Source organism: Rhizobium sp. FKL33, from assembly GCF_005222915.1.
Lineage (GTDB): Bacteria > Pseudomonadota > Alphaproteobacteria > Rhizobiales > Rhizobiaceae > Rhizobium_E.
Map to the genome: position 1 here is coordinate 1 of NZ_STFX01000050.1, position 18,147 is coordinate 18,147.

General features: G+C 60.8%; 14 protein-coding genes. 8 read left to right on the forward strand and 6 right to left on the reverse strand.

Going from position 1 to position 18,147, the window contains the following annotated elements; all coding sequences use genetic code 11:
- Positions 1–149: 149 nt before the first annotated feature.
- Positions 150–764, reverse strand: coding sequence for a phosphoribosylglycinamide formyltransferase (purN, locus tag E8Q41_RS22705; RefSeq protein WP_137157850.1), 615 nt, complete (start codon positions 762–764; stop codon positions 150–152).
- Positions 761–1,834, reverse strand: coding sequence for a phosphoribosylformylglycinamidine cyclo-ligase (gene purM / locus E8Q41_RS22710; protein ID WP_137157851.1), 1,074 nt, complete (start codon positions 1,832–1,834; stop codon positions 761–763). The genes purN and purM overlap by 4 nt, the downstream gene beginning before the upstream one ends.
- Before the next feature lie 314 nt (positions 1,835–2,148).
- Here purM and E8Q41_RS22715 point away from each other — a divergent pair, with 314 nt between their 5' ends.
- The 6 genes from E8Q41_RS22715 (at position 2,149) to E8Q41_RS22740 (ending at position 10,809) form a co-directional block, all read left to right on the forward strand.
- Positions 2,149–3,483, forward strand: coding sequence for a sensor domain-containing diguanylate cyclase (locus tag E8Q41_RS22715; protein WP_170976584.1), 1,335 nt, complete (start codon positions 2,149–2,151; stop codon positions 3,481–3,483).
- 71 nt (positions 3,484–3,554) lie between these two features.
- Positions 3,555–4,688: an AI-2E family transporter gene (locus E8Q41_RS22720; protein WP_137157853.1), complete on the forward strand. Its 1,134-nt coding sequence runs from the start codon at positions 3,555–3,557 to the stop codon at positions 4,686–4,688.
- A 1-nt stretch (position 4,689) separates the two neighbouring features.
- Positions 4,690–5,379, forward strand: coding sequence for a DnaA regulatory inactivator HdaA (gene hdaA, locus E8Q41_RS22725; RefSeq protein WP_137157854.1), 690 nt, complete (start codon positions 4,690–4,692; stop codon positions 5,377–5,379).
- A gap of 85 nt (positions 5,380–5,464) precedes the next feature.
- Complete coding sequence (locus tag E8Q41_RS22730) at positions 5,465–7,654, forward strand: RNA degradosome polyphosphate kinase (protein ID WP_170976588.1); 2,190 nt, start codon at positions 5,465–5,467, stop codon at positions 7,652–7,654.
- Between the two features lie 12 nt (positions 7,655–7,666).
- Positions 7,667–9,193: an exopolyphosphatase gene (ppx, locus tag E8Q41_RS22735; RefSeq protein ID WP_137157856.1), complete on the forward strand. Its 1,527-nt coding sequence runs from the start codon at positions 7,667–7,669 to the stop codon at positions 9,191–9,193.
- A 209-nt stretch (positions 9,194–9,402) separates the two neighbouring features.
- Positions 9,403–10,809 (forward strand): calcium-binding protein, encoded by a 1,407-nt coding sequence (locus E8Q41_RS22740; protein WP_137157857.1) that lies wholly within the window; start codon positions 9,403–9,405, stop codon positions 10,807–10,809.
- 102 nt (positions 10,810–10,911) lie between these two features.
- Here E8Q41_RS22740 and rnd read toward each other — a convergent pair whose 3' ends face one another.
- Positions 10,912–12,066 carry a ribonuclease D gene (rnd, locus tag E8Q41_RS22745; protein WP_137157863.1) on the reverse strand — a complete coding sequence of 385 codons (1,155 nt, stop codon included), beginning with the start codon at positions 12,064–12,066 and terminating at the stop codon, positions 10,912–10,914.
- A gap of 416 nt (positions 12,067–12,482) precedes the next feature.
- Complete coding sequence (locus tag E8Q41_RS22750; protein ID WP_170976586.1) at positions 12,483–13,448, reverse strand: calcium-binding protein; 966 nt, start codon at positions 13,446–13,448, stop codon at positions 12,483–12,485.
- Between the two features lie 219 nt (positions 13,449–13,667).
- On the opposite strand from E8Q41_RS22750, the gene aspS reads away from it, so the two are divergent.
- Positions 13,668–15,458 carry an aspartate--tRNA ligase gene (gene aspS, locus E8Q41_RS22755; RefSeq protein ID WP_137157859.1) on the forward strand — a complete coding sequence of 597 codons (1,791 nt, stop codon included), beginning with the start codon at positions 13,668–13,670 and terminating at the stop codon, positions 15,456–15,458.
- Positions 15,459–15,578: 120 nt separating this feature from the next.
- Here the strand turns inward: aspS and E8Q41_RS22760 are convergent, their stop codons facing one another.
- Positions 15,579–16,787, reverse strand: a complete 1,209-nt coding sequence (locus E8Q41_RS22760) for a hypothetical protein (RefSeq protein ID WP_137157860.1) — start codon at positions 16,785–16,787, stop codon at positions 15,579–15,581.
- Between the two features lie 249 nt (positions 16,788–17,036).
- The gene (locus E8Q41_RS22765) at positions 17,037–17,438 is read right to left on the reverse strand and encodes a hypothetical protein (protein WP_137157861.1); all 402 of its coding nucleotides are present in this window, start codon (positions 17,436–17,438) and stop codon (positions 17,037–17,039) included.
- A 471-nt stretch (positions 17,439–17,909) separates the two neighbouring features.
- Here E8Q41_RS22765 and E8Q41_RS22770 point away from each other — a divergent pair.
- Positions 17,910–18,147 (forward strand): transposase (locus E8Q41_RS22770; protein WP_170976587.1); only part of this gene is annotated, 238 nt, incomplete at its 3' end.

The window sequence follows — 18,147 nt, forward strand, 5'->3', positions numbered from 1 at the left end:
CGCCCCGAGACCCGCGACAGTTGGCTTTGCCACTGCCGCTGAGCTGAACCGGACAGCAGTGGGACAGGCCCGAGCATGACGGTGGAGAGGTTTTTGCGCGTCGCTTGACGGCTCCTCTCACCACAAACACCGCTAGAAGACCCGCTGCCCTACCCGAACGACACCAGCCGCGCATCCGCGTCGGTCTCGACCGCGCCGCCCGCAAACTTCGCCACTGCAGCCTTGTAGATCTGGTGCTCCACCTTCAAAACCCGCGCCGCCAGCGCGTCAGGCGTATCGCCTGCCAGGATCGGCGCGACGCCTTGCGCCAGCGCCGGGCCTTCGTCCATGCCTGGGGTGACGATATGCACCGTGCAGCCCGACACTTTCATGCCGGCCTCGATGGCGCGCTGATGGGTGTGAAGGCCTGGAAACAAGGGCAGCAGGGAAGGGTGGATGTTGAGGATGCGGCCCTCATAGGCGGCGATGAAATCGGCAGACAGCAGCCGCATATAGCCGGCGAGGCAGATGAGATCAGGCGCGATCTCGGCGAGATGAGCGAGGATCGCCGCCTCATGCTCGGCCTTGGAGCCAAAGCCCTTGCGCTCGAACACATGGGTCGCAACGCCCAGCGCTTCCGCCTTGGCGAGACCGCCGGCATCGGCTTTGTCGGAGATCACCGCGACGAAATCCACCGGGTAATCGGCCTCGCGCGCCGCCTCGAGCAGCGCGACCATGTTGGAGCCGCTGCCCGAAATAAAGATCACGCCGCGCTGTTTGATCATAGGCCGAGGCTGCCCTGATAGGCGACGCCAGCCGCGCCTTCGGCGCGGGCAATCATACGACCGAGGCGAACGACCGCTTCACCTTCATGGGTCAGGACTTCCGCCACCGCGTCGGCCTGCTCGGGAGACACGACGAGAACCATGCCGACGCCGCAATTGAAGGTGCGCAGCATTTCGCGCTCGGCCACGCCGCCGGTGCTGGCCAGCCACTTGAACACCGGCTTGACCGGGATCGCGGCGAGGTCGATTTCGGCGGCCAGCGTTTTCGGCAGCACGCGCGGAATGTTTTCCGGAAAACCGCCGCCGGTGATATGGGCGAGCGCCTTGATCGCGCCGGTCTCGCGGATCGCCCTGAGCAGCGGCTTCACATAGATCTTGGTCGGCTCGAGCAGCGCTTCGCCGAGCGTTTTTTCCGTGTCGAAGGGCGCCTTGGCGTCCCAGCCGAGGCCGGAGAGTTCGACGATCTTGCGCACCAGCGAATAGCCGTTGGAATGCACGCCCGAAGAGGCGAGGCCGAGAATGACGTCGCCTTCGGCCGCATCCGCCTTGGGCAGCAATTCGCCGCGCTCAGCGGCGCCGACCGCGAAGCCTGCGAGATCGTAATCGCCTTCGCGATACATGCCGGGCATTTCAGCCGTTTCGCCGCCGATCAGCGCGCAGCCGGCCTGGCGGCAACCTTCGGCGATGCCCGCGACGATCGCCGCGCCCTGGTCGGGATCAAGCTTGCCGGTGGCGAAGTAATCGAGAAACAGCAGCGGTTCTGCCGCCTGCACCACGAGATCGTTGACGCACATGGCGACGAGATCCACGCCGACAGTGTCATGCTTGCCGGCCTCGATCGCCACTTTCAGCTTGGTGCCGACGCCGTCATTTGCGGCCACGAGGATCGGATCATTGAAACCGGCCGCCTTGAGATCAAACAGGCCGCCGAAGCCGCCGATTTCGACATCCGCGCCTGGGCGGCGGGTGGAGCGCACGAGCGGCTTGATTTTCTCGACCATCAGATTGCCGGCGTCGATATCGACGCCCGCATCCGAATAGGTCAGGCCGTTTTTGCCATGTTCGCTCATCGCTCTCTCCGGACAGAAAAGGTAATTACGCGGCCAATGGCATGGACGGCCCAGAATTTCAAGGAACGAGCCGTATTCGGCGGCGATTATCTGTTGGTTATCGGCGCGTCGCGCAGCGCTGCCGGCGACCGCGGGCTCGATGTAAAGATCATGATCCGACTTTTATCGACTCCCGCAGGACCGGCCTGGAAAATGTCGAATATGATTGTCTGGTTAAATTAGGCAAGCATTATAAACAATTCCGTTACCAACGCTCCTATAGGCTGCCTGAAACGACCCGCGGCGCCGCCGCCGGCCAAGGAAGGCGTTTACGTATGGCTCAGGCAAAACTCGCATACGACCCCGCTTCCGCGGATGTCGCAGGCGCGGAGGCACAGCATGATCAGAGTGAAGCCCAGCTGCAATTCTGGATCAATTGTATCGGCAGCCCCGTTCTTGTTGCGGAAAAGAGCGCGCGCACGGTCAGCTTCTGCAACAAGATTGCCACCACTTTCTTCATTACCGGCTCGCCTTGCCTGGTCGGCCAATCCATTGACGAGCTGATCGGCGTCTCCGCCAGCCTGTTGCTGACTCAGATCTGGTCGATCCCGGAAAATGGCGCGATCAGCGAACCCTTCCTCATCAAAGCGGTGGTGGACGACAAGGAGCGCTTCCTGCTCACCAATGTCAGTTCGGTCCGGGTCGAAGGGCGTGATATGCGGCTCTACAGTTTTCGGGACGCTCCGCCATCCGACACGCTCGGCATGGTCAAATGGCAGCTGAACCTGATGGAGCTTCTGAACTGGCTGCCGCTCGGTTTCGAGGTGGCGACGCTCCGAGACGAGGTGCAGTTCGTCAATTCTGGCTTCAAGCAGATGTTCGGCTACGATCTCGACCAGCTTGAGGATGTTGAGGACTGGTGGCGTCTGGCCTATCCCGATCCTGACTATCGCGCCATGGCGCGCCAGAAATGGGGGGACGAGATCGCCGCGGCGCGCCGGGAAAACCGGGAGATGACGCCGTTCGATCTCGACGTCATGACCGCGAGCGGCGAGAGCCGCCGCATCCAGTTCCGGCACCGGGCCATCGGTCATTTCCATCTCAATCTCTATCTTGATGTCACCGCTGAGAGACTTTATGCCCAGCGCATGCAAAGACTGGCTGAAATCGACCCGCTGACGGGACTGCTCAATCGTCGCTCCTTCTTCGAGCAGACGGCCGAGGTCCTGTCGTCCGATCCTGTCGACGGCGCGGGTCATGTCGTGCTGATGCTGGACATCGACCATTTCAAGCAGCTCAACGATCTTCAAGGTCATGCCGCAGGCGATCTGGCGCTCGAAGCGTTTGCCCGCTGTTGTCATGGCGCCGTGCGGGGCAGGGATGTCGTCGCCCGTCTCGGGGGCGAGGAATTCTGCGTCTTCCTGCGCGCGGTTACGCTGGACAAAGCGATCGACATCGCCGAGCGCATCCGCGCCGCCACAGAAGAACTGGAAATTGAGGTGGGCGGCAATCCGGTGAAGATCACCGTCAGCATCGGTCTTGCAGAGTGTTGGCCGGGAGAGCGCGCTGTGGATCAGGCGCTGCGGCGCGCCGATCGCCTGCTCTACGAGGCCAAGATGAACGGCCGCAACCGCGTCGCCTGCGCATCCTCGTCGTCCGGCGAGGCCTGAGCCCAGCTTGACCGTTCTGCCGCATCTGCCTATTCCCTGATGGGGTAGAGCGCGGAACGAAAGAGGCGACGATGACCACCCATATTTCCGGCCAGAGCCTGAAGCGTCAGATCCTGTTCTGGTCGCTGGTGCTCGTGCTGTTCATCGGTTTCCTCTATCTGTTTTCGTCGATCCTTCTGCCCTTCGTGGCCGGCATGGCGCTCGCCTATTTCCTCGATCCCGTCGCAGACCGGCTGGAGCGTCTGGGCCTGAGCCGCATGGCGGCCACGGCGCTGATCCTGATCTTCTTCGTGCTGCTGTTGATCGTCGGCCTGATCGTCGTGATCCCGCTTCTGGCGTCGCAGGCGTCTGAATTCGCCCAGAAGGTTCCCGGTTACCTGACGCAGCTGCAGCAATTGGTGGCGGATGCGGATTCTCACTATGCGCCGGCCTGGCTGAAGAGCCAGCTCGCCACCGTGAAAGAGAATTTCTCGCGCTATGTCGGCGAGGGCGCGAGCTTCATCGGCGGTCTCGTGGTGCAGATCTGGGCGTCCGGCAAGGCGTTGGTCGACATCCTCTCGCTCCTGGTCATCACGCCCGTGGTGGCCTTCTACATCCTTCTCGACTGGGACAAAATGGTCGCCAAGGTCGACAGCTGGGTTCCACGCGACTGGTCGCACACCGTTCGGCGCCTGGCGACCGAGATGGATGACGCCATTGCCGGCTTCGTGCGCGGCCAGGGTTCGATCTGCCTGATCCTGGCGATTTTCTATGGCGGCAGCCTGACCCTGGTCGGGCTGAATTTCGGCCTGTTGATCGGCATCGTCTCGGGCGTCGTCTCCTTCATCCCCTATCTCGGCTCGATGCTGGGTCTGTTCCTGTCGGTCGGCGTGGCGCTCGTGCAGTTCTGGCCGGATTACCCCTGGGTCTTGCTGATCGGCGGCATCTTCTTCTTCGGACAGATCATTGACGGCTATATCCTGCAGCCCAAATTGATCGGCGAGAAGGTCGGCCTGCATCCGGTCTGGCTGATGTTTGCATTGCTGGCATTCGGCGCGCTGTTCGGCTTTGTCGGATTGATGGTGGCGGTGCCGGCGTCGGCCTCTATCGCCGTCCTGGTGCGCTACGCCATATCGCGCTATCTTGAAAGCGACCTCTATCACGGCTATGGCGCACGCATCGACGCGGACCCCCGCGTCGGAGTGCTTCCTCCGCCAGAGACATGACATGACCGCTTCCGACACACGGAAACCCGAGCAATTGCCGTTGACTTTCTCGCATGAGGCGGCGCGCGGACGGGACGATCTGGTCGTTTCCGATCCGCTGAGCGCGGCCACCGCTCTGATCGACCGCTGGCCGGATTGGCCGTCGCCGGTGGTCATCCTCGCCGGGCCCCCGGGCTCGGGCAAAACGCATCTGGCCGAGATCTGGCTGCGAAACGCCGCCGCCGCCCGCCTTGGCGACGAGAGCGTCGACGAGGCCGTGCGTTTGGCCGAAAACGGCCCCGTGCTGATCGAGGACGCCGACCGCACCGGCTATGACCAGACGTTGCTGTTTCACATGATCAACGCCGTGCGCGCCCATGGCCGGAGCCTGCTGATCACCGCGCGCAGCCGTCCATCCGCCTGGGGCGTGACGCTGCCCGACCTGATGTCGCGGCTGAAGGCGGCCACCTTGGTGGAAATCGGGCCGCCCGACGATGCGCTTTTGACCCAGGTGCTGTTCAAGCTGTTCGCCGACCGCCAGTTGATGATCGACGAGAAACTTGCCGCCTATATCGTCGGACGCATGGAGCGCTCGCTCGCTGCGGCGCAGACCATCGTCGACAGGCTCGATCGGCTGGCGCTGGCCCGCGGTGTGAAGCTCTCGCGTTCACTGGCCGCCGAAGTTCTGAAGGACGAGACCGGCGACTCTTGACTGTCATGGAACTGTCGTCATTCTGTAATAGTCCCGGCTCACAAATGCCGCGACCCAATCCAGAGAACGGACTGAATTCATGAACATGAACGCGCCCGAAGCCATCGAGACGCAAGCCATCGCCGTCGAAGCGCCCGCCAATCCGCTCCGTCACAGCGATGAGCGCTTCATCAATCGCGAATTCTCCTGGCTACAGTTCAATCGCCGCGTTCTCGAGGAAACCCTCAACACCAATCATCCGCTGCTCGAGCGCGTGCGCTTCCTGTCGATTTCGGCCAACAATCTCGACGAATTCTTCATGGTGCGCGTCGCCGGTCTTGAAGGTCAGGTGCGCGCCGGCGTCCTGATCAAGAGCCCCGACGGCAAGACGCCCGGCGAACAGCTCGAAGCTATTCTCAAGGAAATCAACAATCTGCAGATGGAGCAGCAGGCCGCTCTGGCCGTGCTGCAGCAATATCTCGCCCGCGAAGATATCCTGATCGTCCGCCCCGGCGCGGTGTCGAAGGAAGACCGCAAATGGCTGGAGAAGGAATTCGACGAATCGCTGTTTCCGGTGCTGACGCCGCTCTGCATCGACCCGGCGCATCCGTTCCCCTTCATTCCCAATCTCGGCTTCTCGATGGGCCTGCAGCTCTCCAGCCTGTCCGGCAAGGAGCCGATGACGGCGCTCATCCGCCTGCCGCAGGCGCTCGACCGCTTCATCCGCCTGCCCGACAAGGACGGCGCGCTACGCTACATCACGCTCGAAGACACCGTTCTGCTGTTCATCACCAAGCTTTTCCCGGGCTATAAGGTCGAAGGCTCCGGCACCTTCCGCATCATCCGCGACAGCGATATCGAAGTCGAGGAAGAAGCCGAAGATCTGGTGCGTTTCTTCGAAAGCGCGCTCAAGCGCCGCCGCCGCGGCTCGGTGATCCGCATCGAAACCGATTCCGAGATGCCGCAATCGCTGCGTCAGTTCGTGACCCATGAGTTGGGCGTGCCCGAAAACCGCATCGCCGTTCTGCCGGGCTTCCTCGCGCTCAATACGCTGTCGGAAATCGCCAAGGCGCCGCGCGACGACCTGCGTTTCGAGCCCTACAACGCCCGCTACCCCGAGCGCGTGCGCGAACATGCCGGCGATTGCTTCGCCGCGATCCGCGAAAAGGACATGATCGTCCACCACCCCTATGAAAGCTTCGACGTGGTGGTGCAGTTCCTGATCCAGGCCGCGCGTGACCCCGACGTCGTCGCCATCAAGCAGACGCTCTACCGCACTTCCAACGACAGCCCGATCGTGCGCGCCTTGATGGACGCCGCCGAAGCCGGCAAGTCGGTCACCGCGCTCGTCGAACTCAAGGCCCGTTTCGACGAAGAAGCCAATATCCGCTGGGCGCGCGATCTCGAACGCGCCGGCGTGCAGGTGGTGTTCGGCTTCATCGAACTGAAGACGCACGCCAAGATGAGCATGGTCGTCCGCCGCGAGGATGGCCGCCTGCGCACCTATTGCCATCTCGGCACCGGTAATTATCACCCGGTCACCGCCAAGATCTACACCGACCTGAGCTTCTTCACCTGCAATCCGCTCATGGCGCATGACATGGCCAACATCTTCAACTTCATCACCGGCTATGGCGAGCCCGAAGCGGGGATGAAGCTGGCGATGTCGCCGACCACGCTTCGCCCGCGCATCCTCCAGCACATCAACGAAGAAATCGAGCACGCCAAGGCGGGACGCCCGGCCGCCATCTGGATGAAGATGAATTCGCTGGTCGATCCCGAGATCATCGACGCGCTTTACGATGCCTCCGCAGCGGGCGTGAAGGTTGAGCTCGTGGTGCGCGGCATCTGCTGCCTGCGCCCGCAGGTCGAGGGACTGTCGGACAATATCTGGGTGCGTTCGATCGTCGGCCGCTTCCTCGAACACAGCCGCATCTTCTGCTTCGGTAACGGCTACGGGCTGCCGCACGAGAAGGCGCTGGTCTATATCGGCTCCGCCGACATGATGCCGCGCAATCTCGATCGTCGCGTCGAAACGCTGGTGCCACTCATCAACAAGACTGTGCATGAGCAGGTGCTCTCCCAGATCATGCTGGCCAATATCATTGACAACCAGCAGTCCTACGAGATACTTCCGGACGGTACGTCGAAGCGCTGTGAAGTGCGCGACGGAGACGAGCCGTTCAATGCGCAGGTCTACTTCATGACCAATCCGAGCCTGTCGGGCCGCGGGGAATCCTTGAAGTCGAGCGCGCCAAAGCTGATTGCCGGCAGGTTCCCTTCCGGCAGGAAGTAAACCCGGATTTTCATGGTTGAGTCTGAAGCCCAAGGGCGTTTGCCCGGCATCGTGCCTGTTTCCATCGTCGATATCGGCTCGAATTCCATCCGCCTCGTGATCTATGAGGGCATGAACCGCGCCCCGGCGATGCTGTTCAATGAAAAGGTCATGTGCGGCCTTGGAAAAGGGATCGCCCAGACCGGCAATATGGATCCGGGCAGCGTCGAACGGGCGCTGACGGCCCTGCATCGCTTTAAGGCCTTGTCCAAGCAGGCGCGGGCGCGCACCATGTATGCGCTTGCGACAGCCGCCGCCCGCGAGGCGGCCAATGGTCCTGACTTCATCGAAAAGGCCGAAGCCATCCTCGGCTGTCGTATTCGCGTGTTGACCGGCGAGGAGGAAGCGCAGTTTTCGGCGCTCGGCATCATCAGCGGCTATTTTGACGCCGATGGCATCGTCGGCGATCTCGGCGGCGGCTCGCTCGAACTGATCAATGTCCGGGGCGAGGATTACGGCCAGGGGCTGACCATGCCGCTGGGCGGCATCCGCCTGTCGGAATTTTCCGGCGGCGACCTGCCGCGCGCCCAGGCCTATGCGCGCAAGCTGGTGCGCGCCGTGCCCTTCCTGAAGGAAGGGGAGGGACGCACCTTCTACGCCGTCGGCGGCACCTGGCGCAGCCTGGCAAAGCTGCATATGGAGCTGAACAAATACCCGCTGCATATGGTGCAGGATTACCGGATGCCGTTTCAGGAGGCGATGAGCTTCCTCGATGCCGTCATCCGCAACAAAGAACAGAAAGAGCCCGCCTATCAGGCCGTCTCCCGCAGCCGTCGGGCGCTTCTTCCCTATGGCGCGATCGCCATGCGCGAAGTGATCAGCGTGATGAAGCCGGCGTCCGTGTCTTTCTCGGCGCAGGGCGTGCGCGAAGGCTATCTCTATTCGCTCCTGCCCAACCACGTGAAGATTCTGGATCCCTTGGTGTCGGCGGCCGACGAACTCGCCGTGCTCCGCGCCCGTTCGCCGGAACATGCCCGCGAACTCGCCGACTGGACCGGACGCATGCTTCCCTTGTTCGGCATCTCCGAAACCCGCGAAGAGGCGCGTTACCGCCGCGCCGCCTGTCTGCTCGCCGATATCAGCTGGCGCGCCCATCCCGATTATCGTGGCCTGCAGGCGCTCAACATCATCGCGCACTCGTCCTTCATCGGCATCACCCATTCCGGCCGCGCCTATCTCGGCCTCGCCAACTACTACCGCTTCGAAGGTCTGAACGACGACAGCGCGACAGGCGAACTGGCCGCCATGGCCACGCCGCGCCTGCTCTGGCTCGCCAAATTGCTCGGCGGCATGCTGCGCGTTCTCTATCTCTTCTCCGCCTCCATGCCCGGCGTCGTGCCGCGCCTGCGACTCGAGAAGCCGTCCGATCCGGCCGCAGGCCTCGATCTCGAATTCGTCGCTCCCGCTGAATTTGCGGATTTCGCCGGAGAACGGTTGGATGGACGCCTCGCCCAGTTGTCCAAGTTGACGGGCAAGAAACTCGGCTTCCGCTTCTGCTAGGCCTGGGATCGTCCAACACAGTTAACCTCTCTCTTTGCGAGCAATCTCTGCGTCCCGATTTGGCGCAGAAATGCCCCAGAAAGGGTTGTTGTTTTTCCGCCGTTTTAAATTTTGAGCTGATTTAGTTTTGGGTAATCATGCTGCTGAGCAAAAATATAACACTTCTCCGTTAGAACCGTCTCATCGATCCAAACTTGAGGGGGTTCTCAATGATCAAGGTGACTATCGGCGCGAAGGCTGGCAATTACGATTTCGACCTTTCCAGCATCGACATGGACGAAATCTGGGACACTGAGGCCTATCGGCCGGAGATCATTATTGACAGCCCCGGCAAAACCACATTCACCGGAACAGTCATTCTTGAATCCCGCGATGACGACGCCTCCCTCGAGATTGAGGGCGAGTTCAGCGTCAAGGCAATGAAGAACAAGGACTATGAAAACCTGCTGGTGTCGGCGACCTCGCTGACCGTGATCGAAGGTGGCGTAGAGAGCTACACGATCTCTGGTCTTGACCTGTCGGCCGACGATATCGCCAGCAACAAGTCTCTGGCAGCTTATCTGAAGAGTCAGACGGTTCAGATCGTCGGCAACGACAAGGACAACGAACTGACCGGCTCCGCCGGAAAGGAAGCCTTCGTCGGCGGCAATGGCGACGACGTCTACTACGTCACCTCCAAGGATACGGTCACGGAAGGTTCCGGCAAATCGAGCGGCAACGACACGGTCGTCGGTTCCGGTGAGCTCGACCTCGCCGACTACAAGAACGTTGAAAATCTGACCGGCGGCAAGTCCAACGACGATCTGACCGGCAATTCCGGCGCCAATGTGCTCAACGGCGGCGCGGGCAACGACATCCTCGACGGTGATGGCGGCAAAGACGTTCTCATCGGCGGCGCGGGTAACGACACCTACTATGTCACCGGCAGCGAGACGATCAAGGAAGCCGCTGGCAAGGCCGGCGGCGTTGACACCGTCATCGGATCTGGCGTGATCAGCCTCGCCAAATTCGAGAATATCGAAAATCTCGAAGGCGACCGCAAGAACGATACGCTGACCGGCAATTCCGGCGACAACATGATCGATGGCGGCAAAGGCGCCGACAAGATGACCGGCGGCGCCGGCGACGACACCTATATCGTCGACAACGCCAAGGATAGCGTTGTCGAAAGCGACAAGAAGGGCCACGACACAGTGGAAACGTCGGTGTCCTTCAGCCTCGAGAAGTTCAAGCTCGTTGAAGATCTCTTCCTCGTCGGCAAGGACGATCTCGACGCCATCGGCAATGCCGAGGACAATGTCATTGAAGGCAATTCCGGCGACAACATCATCGAAGGCGCATTGGGCGATGACGAATTGAGCGGCGAAAGCGGCGTCGACACCTTCGTCTTCTCCAAGGGCGACGGCGAAGATACGATCACCGATTTTGTCGCCAAGAAGGGCGCGCAGCATGAGGTGATCGAACTCGAGGGCTTCGGCCGCAAATTCGATTACGACGATCTCAAATTCATCGGCAGCAAAGCCGGCGTGGAGATCGACTTCGGCAAGGGCGACGACAGCATCTTCCTGGAGGGCGTCAAGATGAAGGATCTGGACGCGAGCGACTTCCAGTTCTGATCAGGGAGTTCCAAATCAAAGCGCCGCCGCGAACACTCGCGGCGGCGTCTCTTTGCCGGGTCCCACGGATCATGGGCACTGGAGCACTTTTGTCGGAAACGCTCAGGTCAATTGCAGATCGACGACGTCGACGCTGCGATTGATGAATCTGAGCGCGAGTTCGCCGCGGATCAATCGAAGGGCAGGCAGACCGAACAGATCGCGCCGCCACCCCTTGAGCGCGCCGACATCCGCCTCCTCGCCTTTGGCGGCGATCATGTCGAGATCATCCGAAGACGCGATGATCTTGGCCGCGACCCCGTGCTTTTCGGCGGTCAGCTTCAGCAGCACCTTCAGCATCTCGACCGCCGAACCATTGCCCTCGGGAAGAGGCTGCTGCTTGGGCAGTTTGGGAAGATCCGTTTTCGGGAGCGCCAGAGCGGCGTTTACTGCGCCGAGAATTGCGCTGCCGGCCTGCGAGCGCTCATAACCTTTCGGTATGGTTCTCAAGCGACCCAGCGCCTCGCTGTCTTTCGGCGCCTGTTGCGCGATTTCGAAAATCGCTTCGTCCTTGAGCACGCGGCCACGCGGCACATCGCGGCTGCGGGCCTCACGTTCGCGCCAGGCGGCGATGTTCATGAGGATCTGCAATTCGATCGGCTTGCGAATCCGCATTCGCAATCTCTGCCAGGCATTGTCCGGATGCAGGTCATAGGTTTCAGGCGACTCAAGCACCGACATTTCCTCGGCGAGCCATTCCGAACGATTTTCCCGCTCCAACTGCGCTTTTAGGTGCTGGTAGACATTCTTGAGATGCGTGACGTCAGCGATGGCGTAATCCAGCTGCTTGTCCGACAGCGGCCGGTGGCTCCAGTCGGTGAAACGCGAGGATTTGTCGAGCTGCACATTGCAGATCTTCTGCACAAGGCTGTCATAGGACGCTGAATCCCCGAAGCCGCACACCATGGCGGCCACCTGCGTGTCGAACAGGGGATGCGGGATCAGACCGCCGCGATTGTAGATGATTTCGATATCCTGTCGCGCCGCGTGGAAAACCTTGGTCACCTTCGAGTCGCCCATCAGGCCGAAAAAGGGCTTGAGATCGAGACCCGGGGCGAGGGGATCGACGATGGCGTCGAGTTCCGGGCCGGAAAGCTGGATCAGGCAAAGCTGCGGCCAGAACGTCGTTTCCCGCAAGAATTCCGTGTCTACGGTCACATAATCGCTTTTTGCGAAGATTTCGCAGGCTTTGGCGAGTTCGGCGCTGTCGGAAATGATGAGCATCTAATGGAAATCCATGGAGAAAAACGCGGGGCGCAATGGACGCAGGGCTTCTATTCACAGCTTTCAGACTGGGAAATCAACCCTTTGGCGCCCATGACGGGCCGTCGTGAACATCTTTGTCCATGAAGTCAGCGTTTTCGATGCGCGGAAAGCCGCACGCCAACCCGATTTTGCTCCGTTCGATCTGCCAAGGCCTGACGCCTTGCCCGGGGGATCAGTCACAAGCAAACATGGGCGTGCCGATTTTTGCACCGCTAGGGCGTGTATCAGCTTATCCGCCTCATTATGTCGGATCAATTTCGGTCAGGATCAAGGCTTTTGGCGAGGGCGTACATCCTAGGAAACGCAGATATCAGGCCATGGCGCCGCGGCGCGGCTTGAAGCGGCCGCGCCTCCTCAGCAAGACGATGTCAGAACAGTTCGAAAAGATCCGAGTCAAGATCGGACTTGTCCATGTCCTTCAGAACGAGTTGCTCGCCAGTGCTGAGCGTCAGCACGAGATCGTCGCCCTTTTCGGTTTTCGTCATGCTCGCATAGAGATAGTAATCCATGTAGATGACGTCGTGTTCCGAGCCAAGGTAATCAAAGTCGGTGATCGTATCCTTGCCGCCGCCGCTGGCGAATTCGAACGTGTCCTCGCCGTCGCCTCCGGTCATGCGGTCGTTGCCGGCGCCGCCTGAAAGTATATCGTCGCCATCGCCGCCGTCGAGTTTGTCGTTGCCGTCGCCGCCGTCCAAACCGTCTTCGTCATCGCCGCCGGTGATCTTGTCGTTTCCGGATTCGCCGTAAAGCGTGTCGCTTCCGTCCCCGCCGATCAGCGTGTCGGAACTGTCGCCGCCGTAGATTTCGTCGTCGTCGTCGCCGCCGTCCAACCTGTCGGCGCCGGAGTAACCGTACAGGGCGTCGGCTCCATCGCCGCCCAGCAGCTTGTCCTTGCCGGCGTGCCCATAAATGTCGTCGTCTCCGTCCCGGCCATAAAGCGTGTCATTGCCGAGAAAGCCCCAGAGATAGTCGTCATTCGACGTGCCGTTGACGACATCGTTGCCGGACATCAGTCCATGCATGATGCGCTTCATATCGCCGTCGAGATCGAAGGCTTCGTAGATTGTCTTGGCCTTCACCGACACATCCGTGAAGGTGAAAAGCGTGTCACCGTCGGCATCTACAAATTTTGCGCCGGTGACTGTTCCGGCCGTGATCTCGCCGCTCTTGTTCTCGTCGAAATTCTTTCCGGTGAGGATCATCTGCGCACCGTCGGAATCCTCGAAAACAATCTTCTTCGAGCTGACGGAATCGATCTCGAGCGTGTCTTCGTCGTAGAAGCTGTCGAGCGTCGCGTTATCGCCGAGATTGTTGGAATATTTGACCTTCGCCATCATGGCGCTCCCGATTTGGTTGCCGTGGTGGTGAGGCTAGACAGATTCGCCATGGAGCAACAACCGGTCGGCGAGTGTCATAATCCTCCTGACGCCCGAGCGCACGACCGTCCAGCCTTGACAAATCGGGCGCGTCATGCGCTTGTCCCGCCGGATTCAAAAGCCCGAGAATCCGCGCCTTTCGCGGATTGCCCCAAGACAAGAATGCAGGATCAGACCATGCACCGCTATCGCAGCCACACTTGCGCCGCCCTTCGTAAATCCGACGTCGGATCGACAGTCCGCCTCTCCGGCTGGGTGCATCGTGTCCGCGATCATGGCGGCGTGCTGTTCATCGATCTGCGCGATCACTACGGCATGACGCAGGTCGTGGTCGATCCCGACTCTCCCGCTTTTGCGACGGCGGAAAAGGTGCGCGGCGAATGGGTCATTCGCATCGACGGAACCGTCAAGGCCCGTTCCGACGACACGGTCAACAAGAACATGACCACCGGCGAGATCGAGCTCTACGCTCAGGAGATCGAAGTGCTCTCCGCCGCCAAGGAATTGCCGCTGCCGGTGTTCGGCGAACTCGAATATCCCGAAGACATCCGCCTGAAATACCGCTTCCTCGATCTGCGCCGCGACACGCTGCACAAGAACATCGTCAAGCGCACCCAGATCATCGCCGACATGCGCGCCCGCATGGCCTCGGCCGGCTTCACCGAATACACCACGCCGATCCTTACGGCCTCGTCGCCGGAAGGCGCGCGCGACTTCCTCGTGCCGAGCCGCATCCATCCCGGCCAGTTCTTCGCGCTGCCGCAGGCGCCGCAGCAGTATAAGCAGCTGTTGATGGTGGCGGGCTTCGATCGCTATTTCCAGATCGCTCCCTGCTTCCGCGACGAAGACCCGCGCGCCGACCGCCTGCCGGGCGAATTCTACCAGCTCGACGTCGAAATGAGCTTCGTGACCCAGGAAGACATCTGGAACACGATGGGTCCGCTGATCACCGAGGTGTTTGAAAAATTCGCCGACGGCAAGCCGGTCACCAAGAACTGGCCGCTGATCCCCTATGACGTGGCGATCCGCAAATACGGCTCCGACAAGCCCGACCTGCGCAACCCGATCGAAATGCAGAATGTCACCGAACATTTCGCCGGCTCCGGCTTCAAGGTGTTCGCCAACATGATCGCGTCCAACCCGAAGGTCGAAGTCTGGGCGATCCCGGCGAAGACCGGCGGCTCCCGCGCCTTCTGCGACCGAATGAACGCCTGGGCGCAGTCGCTCGGCCAGCCCGGCCTCGGTTACATCTTCTGGAAGGAAGAAGATGGCAAGACGGCCGGCTCCGGCCCGCTCGCCAAGAATATCGGCGAGGAACGCACCGACGCCGTGCGCGCCCAGCTCGGTCTTGAAGCCGGCGACGCCTGCTTCTTCGTGGCCGGCGAGCCCGCCAAGTTCTACAAGTTTGCCGGCGAAGCCCGCACCCGCGCCGGCGAAGAACTCAACCTCGTCGACCGCGACCGCTTCGAACTGTGCTGGATCGTCGACTTCCCCTTCTTCGAATGGAGCGAGGAAGACAAGAAGATCGATTTCGCCCACAACCCCTTCTCGATGCCGCAGGGCGGCCTCGAGGCGCTGGAAAGCCAGGATCCGCTCACGATCAAGGCCTATCAGTATGACGCGGTCTGCAACGGCTTCGAAATCGCCTCGGGCTCGATCCGTAACCAGTCGCCGGAACTGATGGTCAAGGCCTTCGAAATGGTCGGCCTCAGCCAGGCGGACGTCGAAGAGCGCTTCGGCGGGATGTACCGCGCCTTCCAGTACGGCGCGCCTCCGCATGGCGGCTGCGCTTTCGGCATCGACCGCGTGGTCATGCTCTTGGTCGGCGCCAAGAACCTGCGCGAAATCACCCTGTTCCCGATGAACCAGCAGGCCCAGGATCTGCTGATGAACGCGCCGTCGGCCGCCACGCCGAAGCAGTTGATGGAGCTGTCGCTGCGCGTCATTCCGCCGGTGAAGAAGGACTGATCGGTCGGGCGGCGAAATCGTCGCCCGGGCCAAACTCGCTTCGAGCCGCGTTCCGGCGGCCTCTCGAAAAACACATGGAATCAAAAAGGGCGCCGATGCGGCGCCCTTTTCCAATTGGTCTTACTCGGCGTTCGCCTTGACCTGCACATTCAGCGTCTTGGCGAGATCGGCCGGGTTGCCCATCGCCGCGCCCATGATCTGCGGCACGGGCAGGGGCTGCGCCGGCGTCGCCGACACTTCGATGCTCTTGGGATTGTCGAGATAGGCGTTGAGCGCCGAGGAAATCTGCGCCTGCAGATCGGGAATGTTGAGCTGCGCCAGCATCATCGGCGCCATGCCCTTGAGCGATTGGGCGAACTGCTTGCCGTCGACGCCCTGCTGCTTGCCGGCGTAATCGAGCGCCTTGGCGGTGATGCCCGCATCGTCGAAGCGGATGGACGCGCCGTTATAGCTCAATTGCTGCATCAGGCCGAGCATGGCCATGCCGAGCGCCTGCTGACCGGCTTCCTTGTTCGGGTTGGCCTCTGAGGCCTTTAACGCTTCCTGCAGGCTCTTCACGAAATCGAGCGTATAGCCGGACAGCGAGAATGTGATGTTCAGGCGACCGACATTTTCGAGATCGAGCGCATATTCGGTCAGGTTCACCTTGCCGTCGGCCAGCGTCCAGTCGGCCTTCATGGTGAAGTCGCCGGCGATCGTTTCGAGGCCCAGCGCCTTGACCGTTTCCTGCGTCTTGGGATCCGGAGCTGACGCTGCGTCGATCTTGATGCCGGTGACGGCCGCCTCCAGATCCACCTTGGACTCGTCGTCTGACAGCGTATAGCTCGTGGTGAATTCGTCCAGGCTCGCGACCTGCTTGCCCTTGTCGGTTACGGCGACTGCGCCGACATGGAACGTCTGCGCGATCAGTACCGAGTCCAGCGAGCCCGGCTCGGGATTGGCCGGCAGGTAGACGCCTTCGAGATAGATGTCCTTGGCCGTGACGCCGCCGTCTTTCTCCTTGACGTCGATGTCAGCAAAGCTGGCCTTCTCGATCGAATAGTCGCCTTCCTCTTCCGTGACGCCTTCGAGCGTCACCTCGCCGATCGGCAGGACGGTGTCGTTCGGCTCCTGCGTCGTCGCGGAGGAGAGGGTGAGCTTGGCGCCGGTCAGCGTCACCGTGTCGCCATCGACTTCTGATCCTTCGATGGAAAGTGTAGCGCCGTTTGCCGAGGTCAGCTTGTTGAAATTCGTGACGATGTCCTGACCGTCGAGCGCATGGGCGCTCTGGGCGAGGGCTGTGAAGGACGCGCCGGCGAGAAGCAGGCCGATAAGGCGTTGGCGGTTCATGAAACTCCCTTTCGTTGTTTGACGTCTGAGACCGGCTCTTGCGAGCGGTCGATCCGCGTGAAGGACGGATCAGGTTCTCGAATTATTCAGGCCGCATCCAAAGCGGGCCTGCCGGCTCATTATGCGGATGACCGCAAGCCTTCATCCGCAGGCAAACTGGCGATCGGATATTTCATACAAAGATAACATACCTGTAACAAGAGCGCCGCCCCCTGCAGGAGGCGGCGATCTTGAAAAAGCGGTTTCGAATTACTGAACCGTGATGTCGAAGGACATCGCGCGGCTGCTCATTGGCAGCGCCATCGGGATTTCCACCTTGCCGAAGCCGATGCGGACGTGATCCTTGCCGCGATAGCCCTTGTTCGGCGTATAGAATACTGCCGTGCCCGGGATCTGACGGCCTTTGCAGTTTTTGCGGACGTCGTCCAGCTTCACTTTCGTCCATCTCGACGTGATGGTGCCGTGCTCGGGCGGGGTCAGGATCTTGAAGGTTGGCTTTGCGCCGAAAGAGCAGTTTTCTTCGAGGAAGACGTAGTAGAAGGAAATGACCGACGTCTTGTTGGCCGGCACGGTGCGATCTTCTGCGAAGCTGGAAGTCGCGGTGGAAAGAAGGGCCGCTGCGCCCAGGATTGAGGTGATAAGGCGACGCATGGAGACTCCATTGCAACATGAATTGGCGTCTGACTGTAGCCAGTCGGTCCTATGGCCCGCATATGCTTTGTGGCCAAAATGCCGAGTTCACGCTCTACCGAGGCTTCTATCTCCGCAGCGCGTCCGCCTACATTCAACCGATCTTCAGGAACACTGAGTGTTCACGGAAGATACTCGGAACTTATTGGCGAAATTGCATCGCCGCAACTATTGTGCGAAGCTCTTTGTAATTTAAGTAAACCCTGAAGAGCGTGGTTGCGTCTGGCCGGTCTGTGTCGGTCTCGCCGGTCTCCTCGCCGCATCCCATTTGGGAACGTATGCGCAAGCCGACTTGTTTTCAGGCGGCCATCTGCGTTGGTTAACCGTTCAGGCAGCTAGGCGGTGTGGACGGATTGCCGCATTTAGCTGAAACGGGATTCCCCAACTGAGTGTTGTCTGATTCATGGGATGCCGACTGATTTGGAGGTCGGCATGAGCACGAAGATGACTGACGGTGATTGGGTAGTGGCGCTCGAAGTGTTTAGGGCCTCATTGCCTCGCCGGGGCGACAAAGGCCGTAATGACCGGCTTTTCCTGGAAGCTCTGCATTATTTTGCAGTCCACAATATCACCTGGCGGGCATTGCCCGAACGCTTCGGGAAATGGAATAGCGTGTGGAAGCGGTTCGATCGCCTGAGCAAAGCCGGCACGTTCGATTTGTTCTTCGAAC